This window comes from Pseudomonas sp. RHF3.3-3 (assembly GCF_048069595.1).
GTDB classification, from domain to species: Bacteria; Pseudomonadota; Gammaproteobacteria; order Pseudomonadales; family Pseudomonadaceae; genus Aquipseudomonas; species Aquipseudomonas fuscovaginae_B.
Map to the genome: position 1 here is coordinate 1,473,139 of NZ_CP182250.1, position 22,144 is coordinate 1,495,282.

A 22,144-nucleotide genomic window follows, 5' to 3' on the forward strand; every position below is an offset into this window, starting at 1 on the left:
GAGGCCCCGAGGTGTTCACCCCGGGGCCTCTTTCCTTTATCGCGACGGACGCTTACGCGGCCTTGCTCGCGGTCGACTGGCTCAGCGAGCGGTTCAGGGCGCTGAACACCGCCTTGAAGCTGGCCGTGGTGATGTTTTCATCGATACCCACGCCGTGCACCGCACGTTCACCGTTCACACGCAGCTCGATGTAGGCCGCAGCCTTGGCGTTGGTGCCCGCGCCGATGGCGTGCTCGTTGTAGTCCATGATCTCCACCGGGACCGGCAGGCCGGCCACCAGGGCTTCCAGGGCGCCATTGCCCTTGCCGCGCCAGTGCAGGTTAGTCTCGCCCTGGCCCTTGCTCGCCACTTCGACTTCGACGCTGCTGTTGCCGTTCTCTTCCTGCAGGCGATGGCTGACCAGCGCATACGGGGTGTTGGCCTGCAGGTACTCGCTGTGGAGCAGGGCGTGGATCTGCTGGGCGGTCATTTCCAGGCCCAGGCGATCGGTTTCGCGCTGTACCACCTGGCTGAATTCGATCTGCATGCGACGTGGCAGGCTGATGCCGTACTCCTGCTCCAGCAGGTAGGCGATACCGCCCTTGCCCGACTGGCTGTTGACGCGGATCACCGCCTCGTAGCTGCGGCCGATGTCGGCCGGGTCGATCGGCAGGTACGGTACTTCCCACAGGGCGTCCGCCTGCTGCTGGGCGAAGCCCTTGCGGATCGCATCCTGGTGCGAGCCGGAGAACGCGGTGTGAACCAGGTCGCCGACATAGGGATGACGTGGGTGCACCGGAATCTGGTTGCACTCCTCGACCACCTTGCGCACACCGTCGATGTCGGAGAAATCCAGTTGCGGGTCGAGACCCTGGGTGTACATGTTCAGGGCCACGGTCACCAGGTCGACGTTACCGGTACGCTCGCCGTTGCCGAACAGGCAGCCTTCGACACGGTCGGCGCCGGCCATCAGGCCCAGCTCGGTGGCGGCTACGCCGGTGCCACGGTCATTGTGGGTGTGCAGGCTGATAATCACGCTGTCACGACGGTTGATGTTGCGGTGGAACCACTCGATCTGGTCGGCATAGACGTTCGGAGTGGCCACTTCGACGGTGGCGGGCAGGTTGAGGATCACCTTGTTCTCGGGGGTCGCGTTCCACACCTCGACCACGGCGTCGCAGACTTCCTTGGCGAACTCCAGCTCGGTGGCGCTGAAGGTTTCCGGGGAGTATTCGAACTGCCACTGGGTTTCCGGCTGCTGGGCGGCGTACTTGACGAACAGTTTGGCCGCGTTCACCGCGATATCTTTCACGCCCTGTTTGTCCTGGTTGAAGACGATGCGGCGGAACGACGGGCTGGTGGCGTTGTACAGGTGCACGATGGCCTTCTTGGCGCCGCGCAGGGATTCGAAGGTGCGGGCGATCAGGTCTTCACGGGCCTGGGTGAGCACCTGGATGGTAGTGTCGTCCGGGATATGGCCGTCTTCGATCAGGGTACGCACGAAGTCGAAGTCGGTCTGCGATGCGGCCGGGAAGGACGCCTCGATTTCCTTGACGCCGACGCTGACCAGGGTTTTCCAGAAACGCAGTTTTTTCGCCGAGTCCATCGGCTCGATCAGCGACTGGTTGCCGTCGCGCAGGTCGGAACTGCACCAGATCGGCGCGGCAGTGATGGTTTTCGACGGCCAGGTGCGGTCAGGGAGGTTGATCACCGGGAATGGACGGTATTTCGAAGACGGATCTTTGAGCATGCTCATGGGGAATTCCTTGTTTGTCAGGGCCGAAAAGAGGCGGCCAGCCGGTGTAGCGTTGTCAGGAAAAAGCCTGGGGATGAGGCACCGCGATTCAGCCCGGCAGTCGTGCGCTGACGAGGCAGAGACTGCGGTGTTGACGACGCTGAATGAGGGTATGGGACGTTTTCATGCTTCCAACCCTAACCAGTGGGGTGAAAGATGGCAAGCCTGTAGAAAAATTTGAGAGGAATACTCGATAAAATGGCTTTTTCGAGATTTTATTCTGCTTCGGGCGCGGAAAGTCTAGAACAATTGCGCACTATTTTGGACCGGCGCAATCCTTCTCGCCACCTTGTACGGCCTTGAAGGCGCTCCGCCGTGTGCTGCGCGAGGGACAGCGCAGACAAAAAAGGAGGCCCGAAGGCCTCCCTTTTCCATTGCCCGACACCCTTACAGGCTGGAGATCCGGGCGTGCTGCTCGGCCAGCTTGCCCAGGGCCTGTTCGGCTTCGGCGAGCTTGGCGCGCTCCTTCTCGATGACTTCAGCCGGAGCCTTGTCGACGAATGCGGCGTTCGACAGCTTGCCGCCGACGCGCTGGACTTCGCCCTGCAGGCGCTGGATTTCCTTGTCCAGGCGAGCCAGTTCGGCGCCCTTGTCGATCAGCCCGGCCATGGGCACCAGCACTTCCATCTCGCCGACCAGGGCGGTGGCGGACAGTGGTGCTTCTTCGCCGGCGGCCAGCGCGGTGATCGATTCGAGCTTGGCCAGCTTCTTCAGCAGTGCCTCGTTTTCCTTCAGGCGACGCTGGTCTTCGGCACCGGCGTTGTTGAGGAACAGTGCCAGCGGCTTGCCCGGACCGATGTTCATTTCGGCGCGGATGTTGCGCACGCCGAGCATGAGGCCCTTGAGCCATTCGATATCGCCTTCGGCCGCCTGGTCGATGCGCTCCTCGTTCGCCACCGGCCACGGTTGCAGCATGATGGTCTTGCCTTCGGCACCGACCAGCGGCGCCAGGCGCTGCCAGATTTCCTCGGTGATGAACGGCATGAACGGGTGCGCCAGGCGCAGGGCCACTTCCAGTACGCGCACCAGGGTGCGACGGGTGCCGCGCTGGCGCTCGACCGGCGCATTCTCGTCCCACAGCACCGGCTTGGACAGTTCCAGGTACCAGTCGCAGTACTGGTTCCAGATGAACTCGTAGAGCGCCTGGGCGGCCAGGTCGAAACGGAACTGGTCGAGCTGGCGGGTCACTTCGGCTTCGGTACGCTGCAGTTGCGAGATGATCCAGCGATCAGCCAGCGACAGCTCGTAGGCCTCGCCGTTCTGGCCGCAGTCCTCGCCCTTGTCGAGCACGTAGCGGGCGGCGTTCCAGATCTTGTTGCAGAAGTTGCGGTAGCCTTCGACGCGGCCCATGTCGAACTTGATGTCGCGACCGGTGGACGCCAGCGAGCAGAAGGTGAAGCGCAGGGCGTCGGTGCCATAGCTGGCGATGCCCTCGGCGAACTCGGCGCGGGTCTGCTTCTCGATGGCTTTCTGCAGCTTGGGCTGCATCAGGCCGGTGGTGCGCTTCTGCACCAGCGCCTCGAGCTCGATACCGTCGATGATGTCCAGCGGGTCGAGAACGTTGCCCTTGGACTTGGACATCTTCTGGCCCTGGCCGTCGCGCACCAGGCCGTGGACGTAGACGGTCTTGAACGGAACCTGCGGGGTGCCGTCCTCGTTCTTCACCAGGTGCATGGTCAGCATGATCATCCGGGCGACCCAGAAGAAAATGATGTCGAAGCCGGTCACCAGCACGTCGGTGGGGTGGAAGGTCTTGAGGAACTCGGTCTGCTCCGGCCAGCCCAGGGTGGAGAAGGTCCACAGGCCCGAACTGAACCAGGTGTCGAGAACGTCGTTGTCCTGCTGCAAGGCGATGTCCGCGCCGAGGTTGTGCTTGGCACGCACTTCGGCTTCGTCGCGGCCGACATAGACCTTGCCCGACTCGTCGTACCAGGCCGGAATCCGGTGGCCCCACCACAGCTGGCGGCTGATGCACCAGTCCTGGATATCGCGCATCCAGGAGAAGTACATGTTTTCGTACTGCTTGGGCACGAAGGCGATGCGGCCGTCCTCCACGGCGGCAATGGCCGGTTCGGCCAGCGGCTTGGTCGACACGTACCATTGGTCGGTCAGCCAGGGCTCGATGACGGTGCCGGAACGGTCGCCCTTCGGCACCTTCAGGGCGTGATCGTCGACGCTGACCAGGAGGCCCGCGGCGTCGAAGTCGGCGACGATCTGCTTGCGCGCCTCGAAGCGGTCGAGGCCGACGTATTGCGCCGGGATCTTGCCGTCGATGCTTTCGTTCAGCGTGCCGTCGAGGTTGAACACCTGGCAGGCCGGCAGGACGCTGGCGTTCTTGTCGAAGATGTTCAGCAGCGGCAGGTTGTGGCGCTTGCCGACTTCATAGTCGTTGAAGTCGTGGGCCGGGGTGATCTTCACGCAACCGGTGCCGAATTCGGGGTCGCAGTAGTCGTCGGCGATGATCGGGATGCGACGGCCAACCAGTGGCAGCTCGACGAATTTGCCGATCAGGGCCTTGTAGCGCTCGTCGTTCGGGTTCACCGCAACGGCGGAGTCGCCGAGCATGGTTTCCGGGCGGGTGGTGGCGACGATCAGGTGGTCCAGGCCTTCGGCGGTACGGGCTCCGTCAGCCAGCGGGTAGCGCAGGTTCCACAGGAAACCCTTCTCGTCGTGGTTTTCCACCTCGAGGTCGGAAATGGCCGTGTGCAGCTTGGTGTCCCAGTTGACCAGACGCTTGCCGCGGTAGATCAGTCCATCCTCGTGCAGGCGCACGAAGGCTTCCTTGACCGCCTCGGAGAGACCGTCATCCATGGTGAAGCGCTCGCGGCTCCAGTCCACCGACGAACCCAGGCGCCGGATCTGCCGGCTGATGTTGCCGCCGGACTGCTCCTTCCATTCCCAGACCTTCTCCAGGAACTTCTCGCGCCCCAGGTCGTGGCGGTTCTGGCCCTGGGCTTCGAGCTGGCGCTCCACCAGCATCTGGGTGGCGATACCCGCGTGGTCGGTGCCCGGCTGCCACAGGGTGTTGCGGCCCTGCATGCGGCGGAAACGGATCAGCGCGTCCATGATCGCATTGTTGAAGCCGTGGCCCATGTGCAGGCTGCCGGTGACGTTCGGCGGCGGGATCATGATGGTGTAGGAGTCACCCGCTCCCTGCGGGGCGAAGTAGTTCTCGGACTCCCAGGTCTGGTACCAGGAAGTTTCAATGGCGTGCGGCTGGTAGGTCTTATCCATGCGCGGCGGGACCCTTAGGCATTAATTCAGGAAAGCCGGCAAGTATAACGGGGATATGGCGCGGGGCGTAGACCTCATTTCAGGAAGGGTACTGGCTGAGCAGGCGCTCCATCCGGGCGTCCAGGCGGCGCTTGATCTCGGCCTCGATATGCGGCGCGAAATCGTCGATCACATCCTGCATGATCAGTTGTGCGGCGGCACGCAGTTCGCTGTCCAGATGCAGCAGGGCATCCTGGTTCCTGCCTCGGGCAGGTTCGGCGGCGGGAGCGGCGGTCGCCGGCCCGGGCGTCGGTGCGGGCTGGGTGACGGCCGGTCTGTCGGCTTCGATTGGAGCCTCGACCCTGGTGGCCTCGACCTGAACTTCGGTCCTGCTCTTGCTGCCCACCATGTCGAACAGCAGCGGAATCTGCCCTTCGGCAGGGACGGTTTCGGTCAGCAGCGGCGGTTGCAGGGTTTCGTCACCCAGCAGCTTGCGGATCGACTCGAGCTCGTCCAGCAGGGGAGCGGCCTTTTGTGATTGTTTTGGAGTGTCCATCGGGTTGCTCAAAGTCGCTGTAGACGGTGATCTTGCAGAGGATAGCCCTGTTCGCGGTAGAAGCGGAAACTCTCCCGCGCCGCCTGGCGGATGGTTGGGTCTTCCACCACCACTTCCGCGATGCGGGCAAACCGCGATGCGAACGGCGGGACCCGCTTGTCCAGGTTGACCAGCAGGTCTTGGTGGGGGCCGGGATCGTCTCCCAGCCCCAGCACGACGCTGCCTTGCGGCTCGCTTTCGGCGGGGCCGTGAGGCACGAAGCTTTCGCCCTTGAAACGCCACAGCCGGGCGTCGAGTTCCTCGCGCTGCGCGGCATCGCTGCAATGCAGGTAGATCCGGTGGCCCAGGCGCCAGGCCTTTTCGGTCAGCTTGCAGGCAAAATCCAGGCGCGCCATGGGATCCGCACTGGGAAGGATATAGAAGTCGACTTGGGTCATGGGGAATTCCGCAGGCCGGGCGGCGGCGTTCACGGACGCCGCCGCCCGGCAGGCTCAGGGTCAGGCCTTGGCACGGTCCAGCAGGTATTGGGTCAGCAGCGGAACCGGACGACCGGTGGCGCCCTTGTCCTTGCCTCCGCTGATCCAGGCCGTGCCGGCGATGTCCAGGTGGGCCCAGTTGAGGTTCTTGGTGAAGCGCGACAGGAAGCAGGCGGCAGTGATGGTGCCGGCCTTCGGTCCGCCGATATTGGCAATGTCGGCGAACGGGCTGTCCAGCTGCTCCTGATATTCGTCGAACAGCGGCAGTTGCCAGGCGCGGTCATCGGCCTGGCGGCCGGCGCTCAGCAGTTGTTCGATCAGTTCGTCGTTGTTGCCCAGCAGGCCCGAGGTGTGCGAGCCGAGGGCGACGATGCAGGCGCCGGTCAGGGTGGCGATGTCGATCACCGCCTGCGGCTTGAAGCGCTCGGAGTAGGTCAGGGCATCGCACAGCACCAGGCGGCCTTCGGCGTCGGTGTTGAGGATCTCCACGGTCTGGCCGCTGAGGGTGGTGACGATGTCGCCCGGACGGGTCGCGCCGCCGCTCGGCATGTTCTCGGCGCAGGCCAGGATGCACACCAGGTTGATCGGCAGCTTGAGTTCCAGCACGGCCTTCAGGGTGCCGAAGACGCTGGCGGCACCGCCCATGTCGAACTTCATCTCATCCATGCCGGCGCCCGGTTTCAGGCTGATGCCGCCGGTGTCGAAGGTGATGCCCTTGCCGACCAGGGCGAATGGCTTCTCGGATTTCTTGCCGCCGTGGTACTGCATGACGATCAGGCGGGGTGGCTGGTCGCTGCCCTGGCCGACCGCATAGAACGAACCCATGCCCATTTCCTTGATCTTCTTCTCGTCGAAGATCTCCACCTTCAGGCCCTTGTGGGCCTTGCCCAGGCTCTTGGCCTGTTCGGCGAGGTAGCTCGGGTGGCAGACGTTCGGTGGCGCGTTGCCCAGGTCGCGGGTGAAGGCCATGCCGCTGGCGATGGCCTTGGCATGGGTCACGGCGCGCTCGACTTCGGCCAGGGCGGCCTTGATGGTGACCAGGGTGATTTTCTTCAGGGCGCGCGGTTCGGCCTTCTGGCTCTTGTAGGCGTCGAAACTGTACTCGCCATCGAGCAGGCTTTCGGCCAGCAGGCGGGTCTTGCCGTAGCTGTCGCGACCCTTGACCACCACTTCGTCGAGCGCGAGCACGGCGTCGCTGCCGCCCAGGCCCTTGAGGGTACCGAGGATGCTGGAGACGATCTTGCGGAACGGCCGGTCGCCCAGTTCGGCGTCCTTGCCCACGCCCACCAGCAGTACGCGGTCTGCCTTAAGGTTCGGCAGGCTCTGCAGCAGCAGGCTCTGGCCGACCTTGCCGGCCAGGTCGCCGCGCTTGAGGATGGCAGCGATGGCGCCACCCGCCAGTTCGTCGAGCTTCTGTGCGACAGGGCCGAACTTGCGGCCTTCGCCGACGGCGACTACCAGGGTGGCGGTCTTCAACGTTTCCGGGCTAACGCTTTTTACAACCAGTTCCATGTCTGGGTCCCTGAATATAAGGTCAGTTGGCGCACAGCGGGGCTCTGCGCTGGGTGGCTTGGCGACACTGTGGCGCGCAAGCGACAAAGGCGGCAGTTTGAACCTCGCCGACCGCTGCTGACAACCCTGCGTTGCAGCTTTGCGTGCGCGGTTGAGCGTGCGCAGTGACAGGGGCGGTCAATCACAGGATAATGCGCCATCCTTTCGGGTGGCTCGCAGTGCAGGCCGCCCTGTTTGCTTGTTTGGCCGCCTTAGCCTGACAACCCTGGAGTGTCTGGTTTGATCGTCTTTCGTTATCTGTCTCGCGAAGTCCTGGTTACATTGAGTGCCGTCAGCGCCGTCCTGCTGGTGATCACCATGAGCGGGCGCTTCGTCAAGTTTCTCGCCCAGGCCGCTTCGGGTGCCCTGGACCCGGGTTCGCTGTTCCTGATCATGGGGTTTCGCCTGCCCGGCTTCCTGCAACTGATCCTGCCACTGGGTCTGTTCCTCGGGATTCTGCTGGCCTATGGCCGGTTGTACCTGGAAAGCGAGATGACCGTGTTGTCCGCCACGGGCATGAGCCAGCAGCGGCTGCTCGGCATGACCATGGCTCCGGCATTGCTGGTGGCGCTGCTGGTGGCCTGGCTGAGCCTGTCCCTGGCCCCCCAGGGCGCCTACCAGTTTCAACTGGTGCTGAACAAGCAGGATGCCCTGACCGAGTTCGACGTCCTGGAGCCGGGGCGCTTCCAGGCATTGAATGACGGTTCGCGCATCACCTACACCGAAAAGCTCTCCGATGACCGTTCCCATCTGGGTGGCGTGTTCATTTCCGAGAAGCGCCTGGGCCAGGACAAGAAGGACCGTGGTATCTCGGTGCTGGTTGCCGACCATGGCCGCCTCGAGGTCAAGCCGGACGGCAATCGTTTCCTGGTCCTGGAGGATGGCTATCGCTATGACGGCAGCCCGGGGCAGGCCGACTACCGGGTGATCAAGTACGACACCTACGGCGTACAGATGGACAAACCGGAAATCAGCAACGAGGTGACCGACCGCGATGCACTGGCCACCCACGACCTGTGGGGCAGCAGTGAGCGCAAGTCGATTGCCGAGCTGCAATGGCGCCTGTCGTTGCCGCTGCTGGTGTTCATCGTCACACTGATGGCGGTGCCGCTGTCGCGGGTCAATCCGCGTCAGGGGCGCTTCCTCAAGCTGCTGCCGGCGATTCTGCTGTACATGGCCTACCTGACCATGCTGATTTCCGCCCGCGGCGCCCTGGAGAAGGGCAAGCTGTCGCCGCTGCTCGGCCTGTGGTGGGTGCATGGGCTGTTCCTGGCGATCGGCCTGGGACTGCTGTATTGGGAACCGTTGCGTTTGAAGCTGGCGAGTCGTCGCGGCATGAAGGAGATGGCTCGTGGTTAAGCTCGACCGCTACATTGGCAGTGCCGTGTTCATGGCGATCCTGGCCGTGCTCGGGATCATCCTCGGCCTGGCCTCGCTGTTCGCCTTCATCGACGAGATGGGCAACATCAGCGATACCTACACCTGGGGCGACGTGCTCAGCTTCGTGCTGCTGACCGCGCCACGACGGGTCTACGACATGCTGCCGATGGCCGCGCTGATCGGTTGCCTGATCGGCCTGGGCAGCCTGGCCAGCAACAGCGAACTGACCATCATGCGCGCGGCGGGCGTGTCCATCGGGCGTATCGTCTGGGCGGTGATGAAGCCCATGCTGGTGCTGATGCTCGTCGGTGTGCTGGTAGGCGAGTACGTGGCGCCGGTCACCGAAAGCAAGGCCCAGGCCGACCGGGCGCTGGCCCAGGGTTCCGGCGATGCCCAGAGTTCCAAGCATGGCTTGTGGCACCGCCAGGGTGACGAGTTCATCCATATCAACGCCGTGCAGCCCAATGGCCTGCTCTACGGGGTGACCCGCTACCAGTTCGACGACCAGCGGCGTCTGCAATCCTCGAGTTTCGCCAAGCTGGCGCGCTTCGAACAGGATCACTGGACCCTGACGGACGTGACCACCACCCATTTCCGTGGTGATCACACCGAAGTCATCAACACGCCGCAGGAGACCTGGGGCGTGTCCCTCCAGCCGAACCTGCTGAGCACCGTGGTGATGGTGCCCGAGGCGCTTTCGATCAGTGGTCTGTGGAGCTACATCCACTACCTGGCGGACCAGGGGCTGGCCAACGGTCGCTACTGGCTGGCGTTCTGGGTCAAGATCCTGCAACCTTTGGTCACTGCGGCACTGGTGCTGATGGCTATCTCGTTCATCTTCGGTCCGCTGCGGTCGGTGACCCTCGGTCAGCGGGTGTTCACCGGGGTGCTGGTCGGTTTCACCTTCCGCATCGCCCAGGACCTGCTCGGCCCGTCGAGCCTGGTGTTCGGCTTCCCGCCGCTGTTCGCGGTGCTGGTGCCGGCGGGGATCTGTGCGATTGCCGGCTTCTGGCTGCTGCGACGCGCCGGATAGACGCCTCGCACCGCTCTGGATAGCCCGAAAAAAGCCTCTGCCGACCGGCAGGGGCTTTTTTGTACCTGTCGCCCCGCCGGTTGACGTGACGCCTTGCTTGCGCATCAGGTACAATTCCCGGCTATTTTTCGGCGGGCAGTCTGCCTGCAACCTTTTTGAGTGTTGACCCGTGAGTGATTTGAGTCATATCCGCAATTTCTCCATCATCGCCCACATTGACCATGGCAAGTCGACTCTGGCCGATCGCTTCATCCAGATCTGCGGCGGCCTGGCCGAGCGCGAGATGGAAGCGCAGGTGCTGGATTCCATGGACCTCGAGCGCGAGCGCGGGATCACCATCAAGGCCCACAGCGTTACCCTGTACTACAAGGCCAAAGACGGCATCACCTACCAGCTGAACTTTATCGATACCCCGGGTCACGTCGACTTCACCTACGAAGTCAGCCGTTCCCTGGCGGCCTGTGAAGGTGCCTTGCTGGTGGTCGACGCCGGCCAGGGTGTCGAAGCCCAGTCCGTGGCCAACTGCTACACGGCGATCGAGCAGGGCCTGGAAGTCATGCCGGTCCTGAACAAGATCGACCTGCCGCAGGCCGAGCCGGAGCGGGTGAAGGAAGAGATCGAGAAGATCATCGGGATCGACGCCACCGACGCCGTCACCTGCAGTGCCAAGACCGGCCTGGGGGTCGACGAGGTGCTCGAGCGCCTGGTGACCACCATTCCGGCACCGGAAGGCAATATCGACGATCCGCTGCAGGCGCTGATCATCGACTCGTGGTTCGACAACTACCTGGGCGTCGTGTCCCTGGTGCGTGTGCGCCACGGCCGCGTGAAGAAGGGCGACAAGATCCTGGTCAAGTCGACCGGCAAGATCCACCTGGTGGACAGCGTCGGCGTCTTCAACCCGAAACACACCGCCACCGCCGACCTGAAGGCGGGCGAGGTGGGCTTCATCATCGCCGGCATCAAGGACATTCACGGGGCACCGGTCGGTGACACCCTGACCCTCAGCTCGACGCCTGACGTCGACGTGCTGCCGGGCTTCAAGCGTATCCAGCCGCAGGTCTATGCCGGCCTGTTCCCGGTCAGCTCCGACGACTTCGAGGACTTCCGCGAAGCCCTGCAGAAGCTGACCCTCAACGATTCCTCGCTGCAGTACACCCCGGAAAGTTCGGATGCACTGGGCTTCGGTTTCCGTTGCGGCTTCCTCGGCATGCTGCACATGGAGATCATCCAGGAGCGCCTGGAGCGCGAATACGACCTGGACCTGATCACCACCGCGCCGACGGTAATCTTCGAGCTCAAGCTCAAGAACGGTGAAACCATTTACGTCGACAACCCGTCCAAGCTTCCGGACCTGTCCGCCATCGAGGACATGCGTGAGCCGATCGTACGGGCCAACATCCTTGTGCCGCAGGAGCACCTGGGTAACGTCATTACATTGTGTATCGAAAAGCGCGGGATCCAGCACGACATGCTGTTCCTCGGCTCACAGGTGCAAGTCACCTACGATCTGCCGATGAACGAAGTGGTCCTGGACTTCTTCGACCGTCTCAAATCCACCAGTCGCGGCTATGCTTCGCTGGACTATCATTTCGATCGCTACCAGTCGGCCAACCTGGTCAAGCTGGACGTGCTGATCAATGGTGAGAAGGTCGACGCCCTGGCGTTGATCGTGCATCGGGACAACGCGCACTACAAAGGCCGTGCGTTGACCGAAAAGATGAAAGAACTGATTCCTCGTCAGATGTTCGACGTTGCCATCCAGGCCGCCATCGGCGGTCAGATCGTGGCGCGGACAACCGTCAAGGCGCTCAGAAAGAACGTGCTGGCCAAATGCTACGGTGGTGACGTGAGCCGTAAGCGCAAGCTGTTGGAGAAGCAGAAGGCCGGTAAGAAACGCATGAAGCAAGTAGGTAACGTGGAAGTTCCACAGGAAGCCTTCCTTGCGGTGCTCAGGTTGGATAGTTAGGTCCTATGTCACTAAATTTCCCGCTGTTGCTGGTCATTGCCGTCGCTGTCTGCGGTCTGTTGGCGTTGCTCGATCTGGTCTTTCTGGCTCCACGGCGGCGGGCGGCGATCGCCAGCTACCAGGGCAGCGTCGCGCAGCCTGACGTGGCCGTGGTCGAGAAGCTGAACAAGGAGCCCTTGCTGGTCGAGTACGGCAAGTCCTTCTTCCCGGTGCTGTTCATAGTGCTGGTGCTGCGCTCGTTTCTGGTCGAGCCGTTCCAGATTCCATCCGGCTCGATGAAACCGACCCTGGATGTGGGTGATTTCATCCTGGTGAACAAGTTCTCCTACGGGATTCGCCTGCCGGTGATCGACAAGAAGGTGATCCCGGTCGGTGATCCGCAGCGCGGGGATGTCATGGTGTTCCGCTATCCGAGCGATCCGAACGTCAACTACATCAAGCGTGTAGTCGGGCTGCCGGGTGACACGGTGCGCTACACCAGCGACAAGAGGCTGTTCGTCAACGGTGAGTCGGTGGCCGAGCAACTGGTGGGTAACGAGCCGGGCATGCTGGGCAGTGCCGAACTCTATAAAGAGAAGCTGGGCGCCGTCGAGCACCTGATCCGCAAGGAAATGGGCCGTTATCGCGCGCCGCCGGATCACGAGTGGAAGGTACCGGCCGGCCATTACTTCATGATGGGCGACAACCGCGACAACTCCAACGACAGCCGCTACTGGGATGACCCCAACATTCCCAAGGAACTGCTGGGCATGGTTCCCGACGAGAATATCGTCGGCAAGGCCTTCGCGGTCTGGATGAGCTGGCCTGATCCCAAGTTCAGCCGCATGCCGACCTTTTCGCGGGTCGGCTTGATCAAGTAGCCCAAACGGCGCTGTTGAATACAGCGCCGAATGCTTTTCAGGTACTTGAAGACGATGAGAGTGACTATGCGGTCCGCCGCTCCCCAGAAGGGCCTGTCGTTTGTGGGCTGGTTGCTGGCCCTCGCGCTGGTGGCCTTCGTCAGCAGCACGGCATTCAAGGTGGTTCCGTTTTACCTCGACTATCTGTCGATGAAGAAAATCATCATGTCGGTGGAAACCGACAAGGCGGCGGACGTGACCACCGTCAACGACTTTTACACCCATGTTGCCCGTGGCATGCAGGTCAACAGTATTCAGGATGTGGATTTGAACAAGGCGTTAAACGTAACGGTGGAGGGCAGCCGATTTCTTGCCCATCTGAAATACGAGCAGCGCGTCGCGCTGATCCAGAATATCGATCTGGTGGTGAAATTCGACCACGAATTCAGCGTGGGTAAACCGTGAGCCTGTCCCTGAGCCGTCTCGAGCGCAAGCTCGGCCATACCTTCAAGGACCAGGAGCTGATGCTCCTGGCCCTGACACACCGCAGCTTTGCCGGGCGCAACAACGAGCGCCTGGAGTTCCTGGGCGATGCGATCCTCAACTTCGTGGCTGGCGAGGCGCTGTTCGAGCGTTTTCCCCAGGCCCGCGAAGGCCAGTTGTCGCGTTTGCGCGCACGCCTGGTAAAAGGTGAAACACTGGCCGTACTGGCCCGTGGTTTCGAACTGGGCGACTACCTGCGCCTGGGTTCCGGCGAGCTCAAGAGCGGCGGTTTCCGCCGCGAGTCGATCCTGGCCGACGCCCTGGAAGCATTGATCGGTGCGATCTACCTGGATGCCGGCATCGAAGTGGCCCGTGAGCGCGTGCTGGCCTGGTTGGCCTCGGAGTTCGACAGCCTGACGCTGGTCGATACCAACAAGGACCCCAAGACCCGCCTGCAGGAGTTCCTGCAATCGCGGGCCTGCGAGCTGCCGCGTTACGAAGTGGTGGATATCCAGGGTGAGCCGCATTGCCGGACCTTCTTCGTCGAGTGCGAAGTCACCCTTTTGAACGAGAAGAGCCGTGGGCAGGGCGTCAGCCGTCGTATTGCCGAACAGGTGGCGGCCGCTTCAGCACTGATCGCCCTGGGCGTGGAGAATGGCAATGACTGATTCAACTGCAACACGCTGCGGCTATGTCGCCATCGTTGGCCGGCCGAACGTGGGCAAGTCCACGCTGCTGAACCACATTCTCGGACAGAAGCTGGCGATCACCTCGCGCAAACCGCAGACCACCCGCCACAACATGCTCGGGATCAAAACCGAAGGCGAGATCCAGGCGATCTACGTCGACACCCCGGGCATGCACAAGAGCAACGAGAAGGCGCTCAATCGCTACATGAACAAGACCGCCTCGGCGGCCTTGAAAGACGTCGACGTGGTGATCTTCGTCGTCGATCGTACCCGCTGGACCGATGAGGACCAACTGGTCCTGGAGCGTATCCAGTACGTCGAGGGCCCGGTGATCGTTGCCCTGAACAAGACCGACCGGATCGAGGACAAGGCCGAGCTGATGCCGCACCTGAGCTGGTTGCAGGAGCAGTTGCCGAAGGCGCAGATCGTGCCGATCTCCGCGCAGCAGGGGCACAATCTCGATACCCTGGAAGGCCTGATCGCCCAGCATCTGCCGGAGAACGAGCACTTCTTCCCGGAAGACCAGATCACTGACCGCAGCAGCCGTTTCCTCGCCGCCGAACTGGTGCGCGAGAAGATCATGCGTCAGCTGGGGGCGGAACTGCCCTACCAGATCACCGTCGAGATCGAGGAGTTCAAGCAGCAGGGCGCCACCTTGCACATCCATGCGCTGATCCTCGTCGAACGCGATGGTCAGAAGAAGATCATCATTGGTGACAAGGGTGAGCGGATCAAGCGCATCGGCAGCGAAGCACGCAAGGACATGGAGCTGCTGTTCGATTCGAAGGTCATGCTCAACCTGTGGGTCAAGGTGAAGGGCGGCTGGTCCGATGACGAGCGCGCCCTGCGTTCGCTGGGTTACGGCGACCTCTAACTCTTCCTGTAGGAGCAGGGCTTGCCCGCGAAGCTTTCAGGTCCCGCCGACCTGTCTCGCGGGCAACTGATGTCGATCGGCCTCTCCCACAAGTAAAAGCTCCCCCGCGAGGCTTCATGTCCGCCAATCCTCCACCCGGCCAACCGGCCTATGTCCTGCACTCCCGCGCCTACCGCGAAAACAGCGCCCTGGTGGATTTCATCACGCCCCAGGGCCGGCTGCGCGCGGTGCTGCGCAATGCGCGGGGCAAGGCCGGAACCCTGGCGCGGCCGTTCGTGCCGCTGGAGGTCGAGTTCCGGGGGCGTAGCGAACTGAAGAATGTCGGCCGCATGGAGAGCGCCGGGGTTGCCGTGTGGCTGAGCGGCGACGCGCTGTTCAGCGGTCTCTACCTCAACGAGTTGCTGATCCGCCTGCTGCCTGCCGAGGATCCGCACCCGGCACTGTTCGAGCATTACGCCCTGACCCTGCTGGCCCTGGCCGAAGGCCGTCCGCTGGAGCCGCTGCTGCGTTCATTCGAATGGCGGCTGCTGGACGATCTCGGTTATGGCTTTGCCCTGAGCGTGGACATCCATGGCGAGCCACTGGCAGCGGACGGCATGTATCGGCTACAGGTCGACGCCGGCCTGGAACGGGTCTACCTGTTGCAGCCCGGGCTGTTCCAGGGCAGTGAGCTGCTGGCGATGGCCGAGGCCGACTGGAGCGCGGTCGGCGCTCTTTCTGCGGCCAAGCGGCTGATGCGCCAGGCGCTCGCCGTGCATCTGGGTGGCAAGCCGCTGGTCAGTCGCGAGTTATTCCGCAAACCCTGAGCGGGCAGGGCGGCTGCGTGAATTTGATCGATGGAACTGAACGTGCGGGCCTGCGTCCCGTGTATGCTGTGGGGCGAATCTTCCACTCTTCAGGAGCCTTTCCGTGAGCACCAGCACCCGCATCCTTCTCGGCGTGAATATCGACCACGTTGCCACCCTGCGTCAGGCCCGGGGCACCCGCTACCCTGATCCGGTCAAGGCCGCGCTGGACGCCGAGGAAGCCGGAGCCGATGGCATCACCGTGCACCTGCGCGAAGACCGCCGGCATATCCAGGAGCGCGACGTGTTGCTGCTCAAGGATGTGCTGCAAACCCGCATGAACTTCGAGATGGGTGTGACCGAGGAAATGATGGCGTTCGCCGAGCGCATCCGTCCGGCCCACATCTGCCTGGTGCCGGAAACCCGCCAGGAACTGACCACCGAAGGCGGCCTGGACGTGGCCGGCCAGATCGAGCGGATTCGGGCGGCGGTCGAGCGCCTGAGCCGGATTGGCAGCGAGGTATCGCTGTTCATCGATGCCGACGAGCGGCAGATCGCGGCAGCCAAACAGGTTGGCGCTCCGGCGATTGAACTGCACACCGGGCGTTATGCCGATGCCGAAACCCCGGCCGAGGTGGCCGAGGAGCTGAAGCGTATCGCCGATGGCGTGGCGTTTGGCGTGGGCCAGGGGCTGATCGTCAATGCCGGGCATGGCCTGCACTACCACAACGTCGAGGCGGTGGCGGCGATTGCGGGGATCAACGAGCTGAACATCGGCCATGCGCTGGTGGCTCATGCGCTGTTCGTCGGCTTCAAGGGGGCCGTGGCGGAAATGAAGGCGCTGATCCTGGCGGCTGCGGCCAAGGCCTGACTCAGAGCTGCGACGGCTGCTCGGTCGGCTTGGTCTTGTCCACGCCCGGTATGTGCAGCGCACCTTCGGCGACCTGGCTGCCCTCGAGCTGCGGCTGGGTCACCCAGGTCAGGATGTCGTAGTAGCGGCGGATGTTGGCGACGAAATGCACCGGCTCGCCACCCCGGGCATAGCCGTAGCGGGTCTTGCGATACCACTGCTTCTGCGACAGGCGTGGCAGCATCTTTTTCACATCCAGCCACTTGTTCGGGTTCAGCCCCTCGTTTTCGGCGAGCTTGCGCGCGTCGTCGAGGTGACCGCTGCCGACGTTGTAGGCCGCCAGGGCGAACCAGGTGCGATCCGGCTCCTCGATCTTCTCGTCGAGCTGGTCCTTCATGTAGGCCAGGTACTTGGCGCCGCCGATGATGCTCTGCCTGGCATCCAGGCGGTTGGACACGCCCATGGCCTGGGCAGTGCTCTGGGTCAGCATCATCAGGCCGCGCACGCCGGTCTTGGAGGTGACGTCCGGCTGCCACAGCGATTCCTGGTAGCCGATGGCCGCCAGCAGGCGCCAGTCGATCTTTTCTTCCTTGGCCGCGGCCTGGAAGTGCTTCTCGTACTTGGGCAGGCGCTGCTGCAGGTGCTGGGCGAAGGTGTAGGCGCCGACATAGCCGAGGACATCGACGTGCCCGTAGTAGCGGTCCTTCAGGCGTTGCAGGGTGCCGTTCTTCTGCACCTTGTCGAGGTAGGCGTTGACCTCGTTGAGCAGGCTGTTGTCGTCGCCGGGAGCCACGGCCCAGCGCTGGTTGCGGGCATCGCCGAGGTCGAAGGCGACCCTGACGTTGGGGAAGTAGACCTGGTTCATCGCCACTTCGTTGGAATCCACCAGGGTCAGGTCGATCTGCCCCTCGTCGACCATACGCAGCAGGTCGACGACTTCGACCGCGTCGGATTCTTCGTATTCTATTGCGGGATTCTGCTTTTTCAGTTCGGCCAGCTGTTCGGCGTGGGTGCTGCCCTTCAGAACCGTGATGCGTTTGCCGGCCAGGTCCGCAGGCGTGGTGGGGCGTGGCTGGCCATTGCGGTAGATGATCTGCGGGGTGACTTCCAGGTAAGGATGGGAAAAGCGCGCCTGCTGCTGGCGCTCGTCGCTGCCCACCAGGCCGGCGGCCGCCAGGACCGGGCCGTTGGGTTTGCCCAGTTGGCCGAACAGATCGTCGAGGTTGTCGGCCGTTTCGATCTCGAGCTTGACCCCCAGGTCATCGGCAAAGCGTTTGACCAGCTCGTACTCGAAGCCGGTTTCGCCGTTGCGATCCTGGAAATAGGTGGCCGGACTGTTGCGGGTGATCACGCGCAGTACGCCATCCTCCTTTACGCGCTCGAGCGTGCTGGGTTTCTCAACACAGGCGCCGAGCATCAGGAAGAGTCCGGTTGCGATGAGCCACTTGGCACAGCGCTGGCGGAAAGCAGTTTGGGAAAACATGTGCGCAGTATACGCAAAGGACCTCGGCCGCCATATCTCGACAGATGGGTGCCGGTCTGCTAGCGAATCCCGGGCAGGGCTGCAGGCCTCTGGAATGGGGACTCGCAATGGCGCGACAGAGCAAAAATAACCGTCTTGAATGCCTTTGATGCCTTTTAATAATAAGCAGCGAGGCGTGAATCGACATCCGGCCTGCGCGAGGATGCCGTTTCGGGTGCCGTCGCGGGCGGTTTAGGCTAGAATGCACGGCCTCAAAGCACACCCCCTTCCCGAGGCTGTCCCGAAGATGTTGATCCTGCGCGGTGCTCCTGCCCTTTCCGCCTTTCGCCACGGCAAACTTCTCGAGCAACTGAGCCAGAAAGTTCCGGCTGTCAGTGGCCTGTATGCCGAGTTCGCCCACTTCGCCGAAGTGACCGGCGACCTGACCGGCGACGAACAGCAAGTGCTGGCCCGTCTTCTGAAATACGGCCCGAGCGTGCCGGTTCAGGAGCCAAGCGGTCGTCTGTTCCTGGTGCTGCCGCGTTTCGGCACCATTTCGCCCTGGTCGAGCAAGGCCAGCGACATCGCCCGCAACTGTGGCCTGGGGAAAATCCAGCGTCTGGAGCGCGGTATCGCCTTCTACGTGGCCGGTCAGTTCAGCGAGGCCGAGGCCGAACTGATCGCCGCCAGCCTGCATGACCGCATGACCCAGATCGTCCTGGGCAGCCTGGAGCAGGCCGCCGGCCTGTTCAGCCATGCCGAGCCGAAGCCGCTGACCGCGGTCGATATCCTCGGTGGCGGCCGCGCCGCGCTGGAGAAGGCCAACGTCGAGCTGGGCCTGGCCCTGGCCGAAGACGAAATCGACTACCTGATGAACGCCTTCACCGGCCTTGCGCGCAACCCGCATGACATCGAACTGATGATGTTCGCCCAGGCCAACTCCGAGCACTGCCGTCACAAGATCTTCAACGCCAGTTGGGATATCGACGGCGAGAGCCAGGATAAAAGCCTGTTCGGCATGATCAAGAACACCTACCAGATGCACAGCGAAGGTGTCCTGTCGGCCTACAAGGACAACGCCTCGGTGATCGTCGGCAACGTCGCCGGCCGTTTCTTCCCGGACCCCGAAACCCGCCAGTACGGCGCGGTGCAGGAGCCGGTGCACATCCTGATGAAGGTCGAGACCCACAACCACCCGACCGCCATCGCGCCGTTCCCTGGCGCCTCCACCGGTTCCGGTGGCGAGATCCGTGACGAAGGTGCCACCGGTCGCGGTGCCAAGCCGAAGGCCGGCCTCACCGGTTTCACCGTCTCCAACCTGCAGATCCCCGGCTTCGAACAGCCTTGGGAAGTGCCGTATGGCAAGCCCGAGCGTATCGTCAACGCCCTCGACATCATGATCGAAGGCCCGCTGGGCGGCGCCGCGTTCAACAACGAGTTCGGCCGTCCGGCCCTGACCGGCTACTTCCGTACCTTCGAGCAGTCCATCAACACCCCCCACGGCGAAGAAGTGCGCGGCTACCACAAGCCGATCATGCTCGCCGGCGGCATGGGCAACATCCGTGCCGAACACGTGCAGAAGGGTGAAATCAGCGTCGGCGCCAAGCTGATCGTGCTCGGCGGCCCGGCGATGCTGATCGGCCTGGGCGGCGGTGCGGCCTCGTCGATGGCCACCGGTACCAGCTCGGCCGACCTGGACTTCGCCTCGGTGCAGCGCGAAAACCCGGAAATGGAGCGTCGTTGCCAGGAAGTGATCGACCGCTGCTGGCAGTTGGGCGACCACAACCCGATCCGCTTCATCCACGACGTGGGTGCGGGCGGTCTGTCCAACGCCTTCCCGGAACTGGTCAACGACGGCGACCGCGGTGGCCGTTTCGAACTGCGCAACGTGCCCAACGACGAGCCGGGCATGGCCCCGCACGAAATCTGGAGCAACGAGTCCCAGGAGCGCTACGTACTGGCGGTCGACGCGGCCGACTTCGAGCGTTTCAAGGCGATCTGCGAGCGTGAGCGTTGCCCGTTCGCGGTGGTCGGCGAAGCCACTGCCGAGCCGCAACTGACCGTCACCGACAGCCACTTCGGCAACAGCCCGGTGGACATGCCGCTCGAAGTGCTGTTGGGCAAGCCACCGCGCATGCACCGTTCGGTCAAGCGCGAAGAGGAACTGGGCGACGATTTCGATCCGAGCAGCCTGGCGCTCGCCGACAGCATCGAGCGCGTCCTGCACCACCCGGCCGTGGCCAGCAAGAGCTTCCTGATCACCATCGGCGACCGCACCATCACCGGCCTGGTCGCCCGTGACCAGATGGTCGGCCCCTGGCAGGTGCCGGTAGCCGACGTGGCCGTCACCGCCACCAGCTTCGACGTCTACACCGGTGAAGCCATGGCCATGGGCGAGCGCACTCCGCTGGCCCTGCTGGATGCCCCGGCGTCCGGCCGCATGGCGATCGGCGAGACCCTGACCAACCTGGCCGCCTCGCGTATCGGCAAGATCTCCGACATCAAGCTGTCGGCCAACTGGATGTCCGCTGCCGGCCATCCGGGTGAAGACGCGCGCCTGTACGACACCGTGAAGGCGGTCGGCATGGAACTGTGCCCTGAGCTGGGCATCACCATTCCGGTGGGCAAGGACTCCATGTCCATGGCCACCCGCTGGAAGGACGACGGCGTCGACAAGAGCGTGACCTCGCCGCTGTCGCTGATCGTGACCGGCTTCGCCCCCGTGACCGACATCCGCAAGACCCTGACGCCGGAACTGCGCATGGACAAGGGCACCACCGACCTGATCCTGATCGACCTGGGTCGTGGCCAGAACCGCATGGGCGCCTCGATTCTCGCCCAGGTGCACGGCAAGCTCGGCAAGCAGGCGCCGGACGTCGATGACGCCGAAGACCTGAAGGCCTTCTTCGCGGTGATCCAGGGCCTCAACGCCGATGGTCACCTGCTGGCCTACCACGACCGTTCCGACGGCGGTCTGCTGGTCAGCGCCGTGGAAATGGCCTTCGCCGGCCACTGCGGCCTGAACCTGACCCTCGATGGCGTCGCGGAAACCGCCGCTGACATCTCGGCCATCCTGTTCAACGAGGAACTGGGGGCGGTGATCCAGGTTCGCCAGGACGCCACCGCCGAAGTGCTGGCGCAGTTCAGCGCTGCCGGCCTGGGCGAGTGCGTCTCGGTGATCGGCCAGCCGTTGAACAACGGCGAGATCAGCATCAGCTTCAACGGCGAAACCGTGTTCAGCGGCGAGCGTCGCCTGCTGCAGCGCCAGTGGGCGGAAACCAGCTACCGCATCCAGCGCCTGCGCGACAACGCCAACTGCGCCGACCAGGAATTCGACGTCCTGCTCGACGAGAGCAACCCGGGCCTGAGCTACAAGACCAGCTACGACGTGAACCAGGACGTCGCTGCGCCGTACATCAAGAAGGGCATCCGCCCACAGGTGGCGGTACTGCGCGAACAGGGCGTCAACGGCCAGGTGGAGATGGCGGCGGCGTTCGACCGTGCCGGTTTCAGCGCCATCGACGTGCACATGAGCGATATCCTCGCCGGTCGCGTCGACCTGAACGCGTTCAAGGGCCTGGTCGCCTGCGGCGGCTTCTCCTACGGTGACGTGCTGGGCGCCGGCGAAGGCTGGGCCAAGTCGGCACTGTTCAACAGCCGTGCCCGCGATGCCTTCCAGGGCTTCTTCGAGCGCAGCGACAGCTTTGCCCTTGGCGTGTGCAACGGTTGCCAGATGATGTCCAATCTGCACGAGCTGATCCCGGGCAGCGAGTTCTGGCCGCACTTCGTCCGCAACCGTTCCGAGCAGTTCGAGGCGCGGGTGGCGATGGTGCAGATCCAGGAGTCGAACTCGATCTTCCTGCAAGGCATGGCCGGTTCGCGCATGCCGATCGCGATCGCCCACGGCGAAGGTTATGCCGAGTTCGAAAGCGAGGAAGCGCTGCTGCAGGCCGATCTGTCGGGTTGCGTGGCCATGCGTTATGTCGACAACCACGGCAAGGTCACCGAGACCTATCCGGCCAACCCGAACGGCTCGCCGCGCGGGATCACCGGCCTGACCAGCCGCGACGGTCGCGTCATGATCATGATGCCGCACCCTGAGCGTGTGTTCCGTGCCGTGCAGAACTCCTGGCGTTCGGACGACTGGAGCGAAGATGCACCGTGGATGCGCATGTTCCGTAACGCGCGCGTCTGGGTGAACTGAGCCGGC

16 protein-coding genes are annotated in these 22,144 nt (G+C 63.4%); 10 read left to right on the forward strand and 6 right to left on the reverse strand.

From position 1 onward, the window contains the following. Nucleotides 1–52: 52 nt before the first annotated feature. The 5 genes from leuA to ACMGT0_RS06690 all read right to left on the reverse strand — a co-directional run bounded on the left by leuA (nucleotide 53) and on the right by ACMGT0_RS06690 (nucleotide 7,531). On the reverse strand, nucleotides 53–1,735 hold the full coding sequence (gene leuA, locus ACMGT0_RS06670) for a 2-isopropylmalate synthase (RefSeq protein ID WP_054059226.1): 1,683 nt from the start codon (nucleotides 1,733–1,735) through the stop codon (nucleotides 53–55). A gap of 426 nt (nucleotides 1,736–2,161) precedes the next feature. Beyond that, entirely contained in the window at nucleotides 2,162–5,008 is a 2,847-nt protein-coding gene (locus tag ACMGT0_RS06675; RefSeq protein WP_416771941.1) for a valine--tRNA ligase, read from the reverse strand. Nucleotides 5,009–5,087: 79 nt separating this feature from the next. Continuing rightward, on the reverse strand, nucleotides 5,088–5,543 hold the full coding sequence (locus tag ACMGT0_RS06680) for a DNA polymerase III subunit chi (RefSeq protein WP_416771942.1): 456 nt from the start codon (nucleotides 5,541–5,543) through the stop codon (nucleotides 5,088–5,090). Nucleotides 5,544–5,551: 8 nt separating this feature from the next. Beyond that, nucleotides 5,552–5,980, reverse strand: a complete 429-nt coding sequence (locus ACMGT0_RS06685) for a DNA polymerase III subunit chi (protein ID WP_054059223.1) — start codon at nucleotides 5,978–5,980, stop codon at nucleotides 5,552–5,554. 60 nt (nucleotides 5,981–6,040) lie between these two features. Beyond that, nucleotides 6,041–7,531 carry a leucyl aminopeptidase gene (locus tag ACMGT0_RS06690; RefSeq protein WP_416771944.1) on the reverse strand — a complete coding sequence of 497 codons (1,491 nt, stop codon included), beginning with the start codon at nucleotides 7,529–7,531 and terminating at the stop codon, nucleotides 6,041–6,043. Between the two features lie 279 nt (nucleotides 7,532–7,810). Here ACMGT0_RS06690 and lptF point away from each other — a divergent pair, with 279 nt between their 5' ends. The 9 genes from lptF (at nucleotide 7,811) to pdxJ (ending at nucleotide 16,493) form a co-directional block, all read left to right on the forward strand. Continuing rightward, nucleotides 7,811–8,929, forward strand: a complete 1,119-nt coding sequence (gene lptF / locus ACMGT0_RS06695) for an LPS export ABC transporter permease LptF (protein ID WP_054059221.1) — start codon at nucleotides 7,811–7,813, stop codon at nucleotides 8,927–8,929. Continuing rightward, nucleotides 8,922–9,983 (forward strand): LPS export ABC transporter permease LptG, encoded by a 1,062-nt coding sequence (gene lptG, locus ACMGT0_RS06700; RefSeq protein ID WP_054059220.1) that lies wholly within the window; start codon nucleotides 8,922–8,924, stop codon nucleotides 9,981–9,983. Before lptF ends, lptG begins: the two co-directional genes overlap by 8 nt. 169 nt (nucleotides 9,984–10,152) lie before the next feature. After that, on the forward strand, nucleotides 10,153–11,952 hold the full coding sequence (gene lepA, locus ACMGT0_RS06705; RefSeq protein WP_020481066.1) for a translation elongation factor 4: 1,800 nt from the start codon (nucleotides 10,153–10,155) through the stop codon (nucleotides 11,950–11,952). Between the two features lie 5 nt (nucleotides 11,953–11,957). Then, nucleotides 11,958–12,812 (forward strand): signal peptidase I, encoded by an 855-nt coding sequence (lepB, locus tag ACMGT0_RS06710; protein ID WP_054059219.1) that lies wholly within the window; start codon nucleotides 11,958–11,960, stop codon nucleotides 12,810–12,812. 66 nt (nucleotides 12,813–12,878) lie between these two features. Continuing rightward, nucleotides 12,879–13,256: a DUF4845 domain-containing protein gene (locus ACMGT0_RS06715; protein ID WP_054061884.1), complete on the forward strand. Its 378-nt coding sequence runs from the start codon at nucleotides 12,879–12,881 to the stop codon at nucleotides 13,254–13,256. Then, the gene (gene rnc, locus ACMGT0_RS06720; protein WP_054059217.1) at nucleotides 13,253–13,942 is read left to right on the forward strand and encodes a ribonuclease III; all 690 of its coding nucleotides are present in this window, start codon (nucleotides 13,253–13,255) and stop codon (nucleotides 13,940–13,942) included. The genes ACMGT0_RS06715 and rnc overlap by 4 nt, the downstream gene beginning before the upstream one ends. Further along, complete coding sequence (gene era / locus ACMGT0_RS06725; protein ID WP_017904943.1) at nucleotides 13,935–14,837, forward strand: GTPase Era; 903 nt, start codon at nucleotides 13,935–13,937, stop codon at nucleotides 14,835–14,837. Before rnc ends, era begins: the two co-directional genes overlap by 8 nt. A 116-nt stretch (nucleotides 14,838–14,953) precedes the next feature. Next, nucleotides 14,954–15,643, forward strand: coding sequence for a DNA repair protein RecO (gene recO, locus ACMGT0_RS06730; protein WP_273826373.1), 690 nt, complete (start codon nucleotides 14,954–14,956; stop codon nucleotides 15,641–15,643). Between the two features lie 103 nt (nucleotides 15,644–15,746). Then, nucleotides 15,747–16,493: a pyridoxine 5'-phosphate synthase gene (gene pdxJ, locus ACMGT0_RS06735; protein ID WP_054059215.1), complete on the forward strand. Its 747-nt coding sequence runs from the start codon at nucleotides 15,747–15,749 to the stop codon at nucleotides 16,491–16,493. 1 nt (nucleotide 16,494) lies between these two features. Here pdxJ and mltF read toward each other — a convergent pair whose 3' ends face one another. Beyond that, nucleotides 16,495–17,955: a membrane-bound lytic murein transglycosylase MltF gene (gene mltF, locus ACMGT0_RS06740; RefSeq protein WP_054061883.1), complete on the reverse strand. Its 1,461-nt coding sequence runs from the start codon at nucleotides 17,953–17,955 to the stop codon at nucleotides 16,495–16,497. A gap of 286 nt (nucleotides 17,956–18,241) precedes the next feature. Here mltF and purL point away from each other — a divergent pair, with 286 nt between their 5' ends. Continuing rightward, nucleotides 18,242–22,138, forward strand: a complete 3,897-nt coding sequence (gene purL, locus ACMGT0_RS06745; protein WP_416771949.1) for a phosphoribosylformylglycinamidine synthase — start codon at nucleotides 18,242–18,244, stop codon at nucleotides 22,136–22,138. Nucleotides 22,139–22,144 lie beyond the last annotated feature (6 nt).